The organism is Streptomyces sp. NPDC020917, assembly GCF_044333795.1.
Taxonomy (GTDB): domain Bacteria; phylum Actinomycetota; class Actinomycetes; order Streptomycetales; family Streptomycetaceae; genus Actinacidiphila.
This window is the reverse complement of sequence record NZ_JBIRRR010000049.1, coordinates 1-6926: the sequence shown is the minus strand read 5'-3', so window position 1 is coordinate 6926 and position 6926 is coordinate 1. Positions and strand designations below refer to the sequence as shown.

Below are 6926 nucleotides of genomic sequence, written 5' to 3'. Positions count from 1 at the left end.
CAACCCCAAGTCCTACCCCAGCCTCGGCCCCAGTCCCAGCCTCGGCCCCAAGCCCGACCCCGAACCCGGCCTCGGCCCCGGCCCCGGCCCCGGCCTCGGCCTCGGCCTCGGCCTCGGCCCCGGTCCCGGTTCGGGTTCGGGGTGTGGTGGTGGACTTGCCGGCTGCTCCTGCTGGTGGTGTCGGGGTGGGTGTCCGGGTGGGGGCGGCGGCGGGTTTGTGAGGTGTGCCGGGCGGGCCCAAGGGCCCGGTTCGGGGCGGGAATGCGCCGGTGCGGGTAGGGGTGTTTGCCGTGCTGTGTGTGGTTGTGGGGGGGCAGGTCAGGCGGGGTGACCTGGCGGTTTTGGGGGTGCTGCCGTGGTGCGGCCGGTTGTCTGAATTCAGCCGGACCCGATCTGGTGAAAATACCAATTGTGCGGTTTGCTTATGCTCCCAAGGCCAGGCAAAGGAGGCGTGATGGCCAAGCAAGAGCGAGCGGTACGGACGCGTCAAGCGCTGATCCGTGCGGCTGCCGAGGTGTTCGCCACCGATGCGTATGCCGTGGCCTCCCTTTCCGCGATCTGTAAGCGTGCGGGGGTGAGCGCGGGCGCTTTGCACTTCCACTTCGCCGGTAAGGACGACATGGCCAAGGCGGTGGAGTCCGAGGCGGCGCAGTGTGTGCGGGAGCTGGCGCGGGAGTGTCGTGGTGCGACGGGGTCGGCGTTGCAGTGTCTGGTGCACACGGTGCTGGGGCTGCTCGCGGCCGCCGATGACGATCCGGTGGTGCGGGCGGGGTTCAAGCTGAGTGTGGATCCCTCGCGCAAGAGTGAGGCGGAGATGCTGCGCTGGTGGCGCGGCTACGTCCACGAGCTGGTGCTGACCGCGCAGGCCGAGGGGGAGTTGGCGCAAGGGGTGTCGGCCGATGACGCGACGACGGCGGTCGTGGCGGCCACGATCGGGTTCGAGGTGATCGCGATGGTCGACGGGGAGTGGTCGTCGGTGGAGCGGGTGGCGCGTTTTTGGGCGCTGGTCCTGCCGTGGCTGGCGGCCGCGCCCGAGCGGGTCCTGGCCTCGGTGACCCGCGCCGGCCACGCCTAGCCCCGCCCCGGGTACCGCTCGCGGCCCCCCGCCGCGGCCCCCATCATGGCCCCGGTCACGGTTGCGGGTGCGGGGCGGGCCGGGGGTGGGCCCAGCGTTCTTTTAGCGCTTCCACAGTTTCCCTTGAGCGTCATGCCGGACGGTTGCCGCAAGAGAAGGGGAGCTGGCATGAGCGACACCGACTGCGGGTTCGATGAGGACAGTGCCGTATCCGGTGGCGGCGCCGAGGTGGTGATCCGTGTGGTGCGCGGCCAGGTGGCCGGCAGTGAGGAGCTGGCGGCGGTGACCGCGGTGCTGCTGTCGCGGCTGGCCGTTCGGCAGGTGGAGCCTGCCGCGGGTTCGGTCCCCCACGTTCCGCAGTGGCGTCCGGGCCGGCCGCCGGCCGCCTACCGCTCCCCGCACAGCTGGCGCTGAAGGGCGCCGCCGCCACGAGAAGTCCAGCGGGTTCGGCGCACTACCACCCCTCTTCTTTTTTTGGTCGGGCAGCGCGCACCGCGGCCTTGCTTGTGCGGGCCGGTTGCGTTTCCCGGGTGTCAGGGGGTGGTGGTGCGCGGGGTCTCGCCGGTTTCGGGCCCGACCACGAGGGAGACACACGCCGTGACCGTTGTGAACGACATTCCCCAGGAGCTGGGGGAGGACCGGATGCGCAGTGGCGTCGAGGAACTGTCCAGCCTGAAACGGCAGATCGCCGAGGGGGTGGACGCGTCCGCCACCGCCCGCCAGAAGGCCAAGGGCAAGCTGACCGCGCGGGAGCGGATCGACCTGCTGCTGGACGAGGACTCCTTCCACGAGGTGGGGCAGTTGCGGCGGCACCGGGCGACGGGTTTCGGCCTGGAGGCCAAACGCCCGCACACCGACGGGGTGATCACCGGCTGGGGCACCGTGGACGGCCGTACCGTGTTCGTCTACGCGCACGACTTCCGGATCTTCGGCGGGGCGCTGGGCGAGGCCCACGCCGCGAAGATCCACAAGATCATGGACATGGCGATCGCGGCCGGTGCGCCGCTGGTCTCGCTGAACGACGGTGCCGGCGCCCGTATCCAGGAGGGTGTCTCGGCGCTGGCCGGGTACGGGGGGATCTTCCAGCGCAACACCGCCGCCTCCGGGGTCATCCCGCAGATCTCGGTGATGCTCGGCCCGTGCGCGGGCGGCGCGGCCTACAGTCCGGCGCTGACCGACTTCGTGTTCATGGTCCGCCACACCTCGCAGATGTTCATCACCGGTCCCGACGTCGTCAAGGCCGTCACCGGGGAGGACATCACCCACAACGGGCTCGGTGGCGCGGACGTCCACGCGGCCACCAGCGGGGTGGCCCACTTCGCGTACGACGACGAGCAGTCCTGCCTGGCCGAGGTCCGCTACCTGCTGTCGATGCTCCCGCAGAACAACCGCCAGGAACCCCCCCGCACGTCCGGCACCGATCCGACCGACCGCGCGAGCCAGGTCCTGCTCGACCTGGTCCCGGCCGACGGCAACCGCCCCTACGACATGGGCAAGGTCATCGAGGAGATCGTCGACGACGGCGAGTACCTTCAGGTCCACGAGCACTTCGCCCGCAACGTCATCTGCGCCCTGACCCGCCTGGACGGGCAGGTCGTGGGCATCGTCGCCAACCAGCCGCAGGTCCTGGCCGGTGTGCTGGACATCGAGGCGTCGGAGAAGGCCGCCCGGTTCGTGCAGATGTGCGACGCCTTCAACATTCCCCTGGTCACCCTCCTGGACGTGCCCGGGTTCCTGCCCGGCGTCGGCCAGGAGCACGGCGGGATCATCCGCCACGGCGCGAAACTCCTGTACGCCTACTGCGACGCGACCGTGCCGCGGATCTCGCTGATCTTGCGCAAGGCGTACGGCGGCGCGTACATCGTGATGGACAGCCAGTCCATCGGCGCCGACCTCACCTATGCCTGGCCGACCAACGAGATCGCCGTGATGGGCGCCGAGGGCGCGGCCGGCGTGGTCTTCCGCCGGCAGATCGCCGAGGCCGACGACCCCGAGGCGATGCGGCAGAAGATGGTCAAGGAGTACAAGGCCGAGTTGATGCACCCCTACTACGCGGCTGAGCGCGGCCTGGTCGACGACGTGATCGACCCCGCCGACACCCGCGCGGTGCTCATCGACTCCCTGGCGATGCTGCGCACCAAGCACGCGGATCTGCCCTCGCGCAAGCACGGCAACCCCCCGCAGTGAGCGCAGCCGCCGCTTCCGGCCGGTAAACCCTTCACGCACCGGATGCGATTACCCGGTGAATGGCACACCACCGGCGTTCGCGTGCACGCCTTGCGTTCGCCGCACCGGGTGCGACCGGGCCGGGCACATTCCACTGGATTCGGCCCGCGCTATTAGGACTTCCCTTCCCGCTTGTTTGCGCTGCTCGGTGCACCGCGGAAACGGAACTTCACGCTCAGCCTGCGCTTTGTCCTGGCCGGGGCGGGGGGTGGGCGAACGCCGGTTCGAGGAGGGGTGGCCGGATGCCGCCGTTCCGGTGGCGGGGCAGCGGCCCTGTAATTGACAAACCGACAGTGCTGTTTTTTTATCGGGGTGTCCAAGTATCAAGCAGAGCACGGGGCCCGGCGGCGCGAGCGTGTACGGCCCAACACCGGTCTCTTGCCTGAACTCACGGGGGAGAAACGTGGACATTGAAGTGCTGGGCGCGTTGTCGGTACGCGAGGCCGGCGTGTCGATCGTGCCGACGGCGCCCAAACCCAGGCAGGTGCTGGCGTTGCTGGCCCTGCACGCCGACCAGGTGGTCACGGTGACCGCGCTGGTCGAGGAGCTGTGGGGCAGCACACCGCCGCGCAGCGCACGCACCACCTTGCAGACCTATGTGCTGCAGTTGCGGGAACTGATCGACAAGGCCCTGGCCCACGGCGAGCGACGCGGGTGCACGGCCAAGGACATCCTGGCCACCGTGCCGGGCGGCTACCGGCTGGAGACGCGGGAGGGAAGCGTCGACTTCCGGGAGTTCGAACGCCGCGCGGGAGCCGGCTACCGGGCCATGGACGCCGAGGACTACGGCGCGGCGGCCCGCCGGCTGGCCGACGCGCTGGCGTTGTGGAGCGGGTCGGCCCTCACCGACGTGCAGGCCGGCATCCGCATCGACATGGAGGCCAGGCGCCTGGAGGAGGCCCGGCTGTCGGTGCTGGACCAAAGGATCGAGGCCGACCTGAAGCTGGGCCGGCACCGTGAACTGCTCCCGGAACTGACGGTGCTGGTCAACCAGTACCGGATGCACGAGTCGCTGTACGGGCAGTTCATGCTGGCCCTGCACCGCTCGGGCCGCCGCGGCGAGGCACTGGATGTCTACCAGCGGCTGCGGACCACGCTGGTGACCGAGCTGGGCCTGGAACCCTCGGCCGCGCTCGCCCGCCTGCAACGCTCGATCCTGATGGCCCGCGTCGACGCCCCACCACCGGCCGCGACCGCCACCGCACCGGGGCCGGCCACGGCAGCACCAGCGGACGGGGCGGCGGCGGTTCCCCCGCCCAGGACGGCGGCCGCCGGCGACGGCGCGCACCGCCGCCGCCTGGTCGCCCGCACCGTGTGACGCTCCCGCCACCGTGGTGACCCTCGCGTCCCTGCCCCAGGGGATGCGTCCGGCCGGCGGGCCCGGGTGCCAGGAGCCTTCGGCACCCGGGCCCGCCGGCCCGTACCTGCCGCAACGCCGCCCGCCGGTACGGCAGGTGGCGGCCGGTTATGCGGAGTACAGGTCGAAGGTGGAGGTGCGGCGGGTGTCGGCGCCGATGTCCAGGCGGGGGTCGAGGGCGAGCATCGCCTGGTGCATGCGCTGCAGTTGCGGGGACGGTTCCACGCCGAGTTCGTCGATCAGGCGCTGGCGCAGCCGCCGGTAGACGTCCAGTGCGGCCGCGGGCCGCCCCGACCGGTACAGGCCCACCATGGCCTGGGAGTGCAGGCCCTCGTGCTGGGGGTGGCGGGCGATCAGGTCGGTGAGTTCGGCGATCAGTTCGACGTGCCGGCCCAGCCGCAGTTCGGCGTCGATCCGGCGTTCCTGGGCCACCAGCCGGCTCTGCTCCAGCCGGGTCACCTCGATCTGCAGGACGGGGCCGACACGCACGTCGACCAGGGCCTGGCCCTGCCACAGGTCCAGGGCCCGCCGCAGCAGCCGTGCGGCGTCGGCGTCCCCTCCGTCCTCGACGGCCTGCCGGCTGTCGGCGACCAGGAGCTCGTAGCGGTAGGCGTCCACGGCCTGCGCGGGGATCTGCAGGCTGTACCCGCCGTAGCGGGTGGCGAGGACGTCCTTGGCCGTGGCGGGCAGCCGGCCCGGCGAGGCGGACTCCAGCGCGGTGGCGAGCATGCGGCGCAGTTGCAGGATGTAGGTCTGCAGTGTGGCCAGGGAACTGGAGGGGGGTTCGGTGCCCCACACCTCCTCCATCAGCGTGGCCACCGGCACGACCCGGCCGGGGGCCAGGGCCAGCAGCGCCAGGATCTGGCGGGGCTTGCCGGCGCTGGGCACGATCGAGCACCCGCCGACCTCGGCTTGAAGCGCACCCAGGACCTTGACGTCCATTCCATCCTCCGTAACGGGTCGGCCGCGCCCTGCGAGCGCAGGCGATGCTTGCAGCAAAGCCGTCACCGCCGGCTTCCCTGTGTTTTCCGGGGCCTGGCACGAGGCGAAGTGGAGTGGTTTTCCATGCGGGCACCAGAGGGCGTCGAGTATTCCTCCACCGCTCTTCCAGTACCGGGGGTGTCGTGAAGGCCGCCCGGTTGCAGACGGCCTGTTCCCGGGCGTCGCGGTGCTGTTACCTTCCCCGCCATGGCGACGGAAGCGGAACCACAGGCCGTTGGACGCGACGGGGACCGGCTCCTACTGGCACTGCTGGCCCGCCTGGCCACCACCGGCGGCCGCGACTTCCTGCCCGACGTTCCCAGCAGCATGCTCGTTACGGTGGTCAGCTGCTATCACCGCCGCCAGACGCGGGTGGGTTTTCCCGAAACAGCCGCCGAACGCGCTTGAGAACACCTCGAGAAACGGTGAACGGCCACCGGAACACCTGCCGCGCAGCGTAAGGCGCCGCGCCCGCGCACCGCGCCTGTCCCGGGGCTCGAAACGGCCGCCGGGCCAGGGCACTTGACGCACCGCCGGTGAATTGCCGGCCCCCTTGGGCACCTGGGAAAAACCCGTGAGGGATGTGACCTGGGTCACCTGGTGGGGTGTTGGCGTGGGCGGCCCGCACGTGTCACGATTCCCGCACACCTTGCCTGCCCGAAAACATCTCGCACGGCAGCGCATCCAGTGGTGTGACCGCCGGCCCGCGGTGTTCTCCCGGGCCGAGCCCCTGCCGGTGATCCCACCGGCAGCCGGTGATCCACGGCAGCCGGCTGCAGCCGTCCTTGGCGCAGCCCGCCCCATGTCCCCGCACCCGGCCACGCCCGGGCGCAAGGTCGTGCTGCCCGGGGTTCACCGGCGTTGCGGCAGTGCCCATGAGCGGCCTGCCGCAGGGGCGTTCCACCGACCGTGCCGTCCAGGCTCTTCGAGGAAGTGGATTCCGGATAATGGCGAGGCTCTGCAAGCCGGCGATGACCGCGCCGGAACACATCATCACTGTGGAAGAGACTCTGGAGTTTGCGCAGCGCGCGCATGCCGGTAAGCCGCAGTTGGAGTTGGCGTTGCGGTTGATCCGCAACACCGGGGTGAAGAAGCGGCACATCGTGCAGCCGATCGAGCAGACGCTGCGGCATCCGGGGTTCGAGGAACGCAACCGGATCTATGAGGTGGAGTCCAAGCGGCGCTGCCCGCCGGTGGTCGAGGAGGCGTTGGCGAACGCGGAGGTGACGGCGCGTGACATCGACGCGATCATCTACGTGTCGTGCACGGGGTTCTTGATGCCGTCGC

Annotated in this window: 6 protein-coding genes and 1 pseudogene; 6 read left to right on the top strand and 1 reads right to left on the bottom strand. The window is 70.7% G+C overall.

Annotated features, from left to right (window positions below; all coding sequences use genetic code 11):
- Nucleotides 1-454 precede the first annotated feature (454 nt).
- The 4 genes from ACH4TG_RS40835 to ACH4TG_RS40820 all read left to right on the top strand — a co-directional run bounded on the left by ACH4TG_RS40835 (nt 455) and on the right by ACH4TG_RS40820 (nt 4619).
- The gene (locus tag ACH4TG_RS40835; RefSeq protein ID WP_398248374.1) at nt 455-1075 is read left to right on the top strand and encodes a ScbR family autoregulator-binding transcription factor; all 621 of its coding nucleotides are present in this window, start codon (nt 455-457) and stop codon (nt 1073-1075) included.
- A gap of 168 nt (nt 1076-1243) precedes the next feature.
- Entirely contained in the window at nt 1244-1489 is a 246-nt protein-coding gene (locus ACH4TG_RS40830) for an acyl-CoA carboxylase subunit epsilon (RefSeq protein ID WP_398248372.1), read from the top strand.
- A 228-nt stretch (nt 1490-1717) separates the two neighbouring features.
- Entirely contained in the window at nt 1718-3262 is a 1545-nt protein-coding gene (locus ACH4TG_RS40825; RefSeq protein ID WP_398248376.1) for an acyl-CoA carboxylase subunit beta, read from the top strand.
- A 442-nt stretch (nt 3263-3704) separates the two neighbouring features.
- Nucleotides 3705-4619, top strand: a complete 915-nt coding sequence (locus ACH4TG_RS40820; protein ID WP_398248370.1) for a BTAD domain-containing putative transcriptional regulator — start codon at nt 3705-3707, stop codon at nt 4617-4619.
- Nucleotides 4620-4766: 147 nt separating this feature from the next.
- Here ACH4TG_RS40820 and ACH4TG_RS40815 read toward each other — a convergent pair whose 3' ends face one another.
- Nucleotides 4767-5600 (bottom strand): BTAD domain-containing putative transcriptional regulator, encoded by an 834-nt coding sequence (locus ACH4TG_RS40815; protein WP_398248369.1) that lies wholly within the window; start codon nt 5598-5600, stop codon nt 4767-4769.
- A 246-nt stretch (nt 5601-5846) separates the two neighbouring features.
- Here ACH4TG_RS40815 and ACH4TG_RS40810 point away from each other — a divergent pair, with 246 nt between their 5' ends.
- A complete protein-coding gene (locus tag ACH4TG_RS40810) occupies nt 5847-6047 on the top strand; it encodes a hypothetical protein (protein ID WP_398248367.1) in 201 nt (66 codons plus the stop codon).
- A 539-nt stretch (nt 6048-6586) separates the two neighbouring features.
- Nucleotides 6587-6926: pseudogene (locus tag ACH4TG_RS40805) on the top strand (type III polyketide synthase); the annotation flags it as partial.

Coding starts and splice junctions, on each gene's coding strand:
- ACH4TG_RS40825 (WP_398248376.1), top strand. CDS start 1,718: ATGCGCAGTGGCGTCGAGGAACTGTCCAGCCTGAAACGGCAGATCGCC.
- ACH4TG_RS40830 (WP_398248372.1), top strand. CDS start 1,244: ATGAGCGACACCGACTGCGGGTTCGATGAGGACAGTGCCGTATCCGGT.
- ACH4TG_RS40815 (WP_398248369.1), bottom strand. CDS start 5,600: ATGGACGTCAAGGTCCTGGGTGCGCTTCAAGCCGAGGTCGGCGGGTGC.
- ACH4TG_RS40810 (WP_398248367.1), top strand. CDS start 5,847: ATGGCGACGGAAGCGGAACCACAGGCCGTTGGACGCGACGGGGACCGG.
- ACH4TG_RS40835 (WP_398248374.1), top strand. CDS start 455: ATGGCCAAGCAAGAGCGAGCGGTACGGACGCGTCAAGCGCTGATCCGT.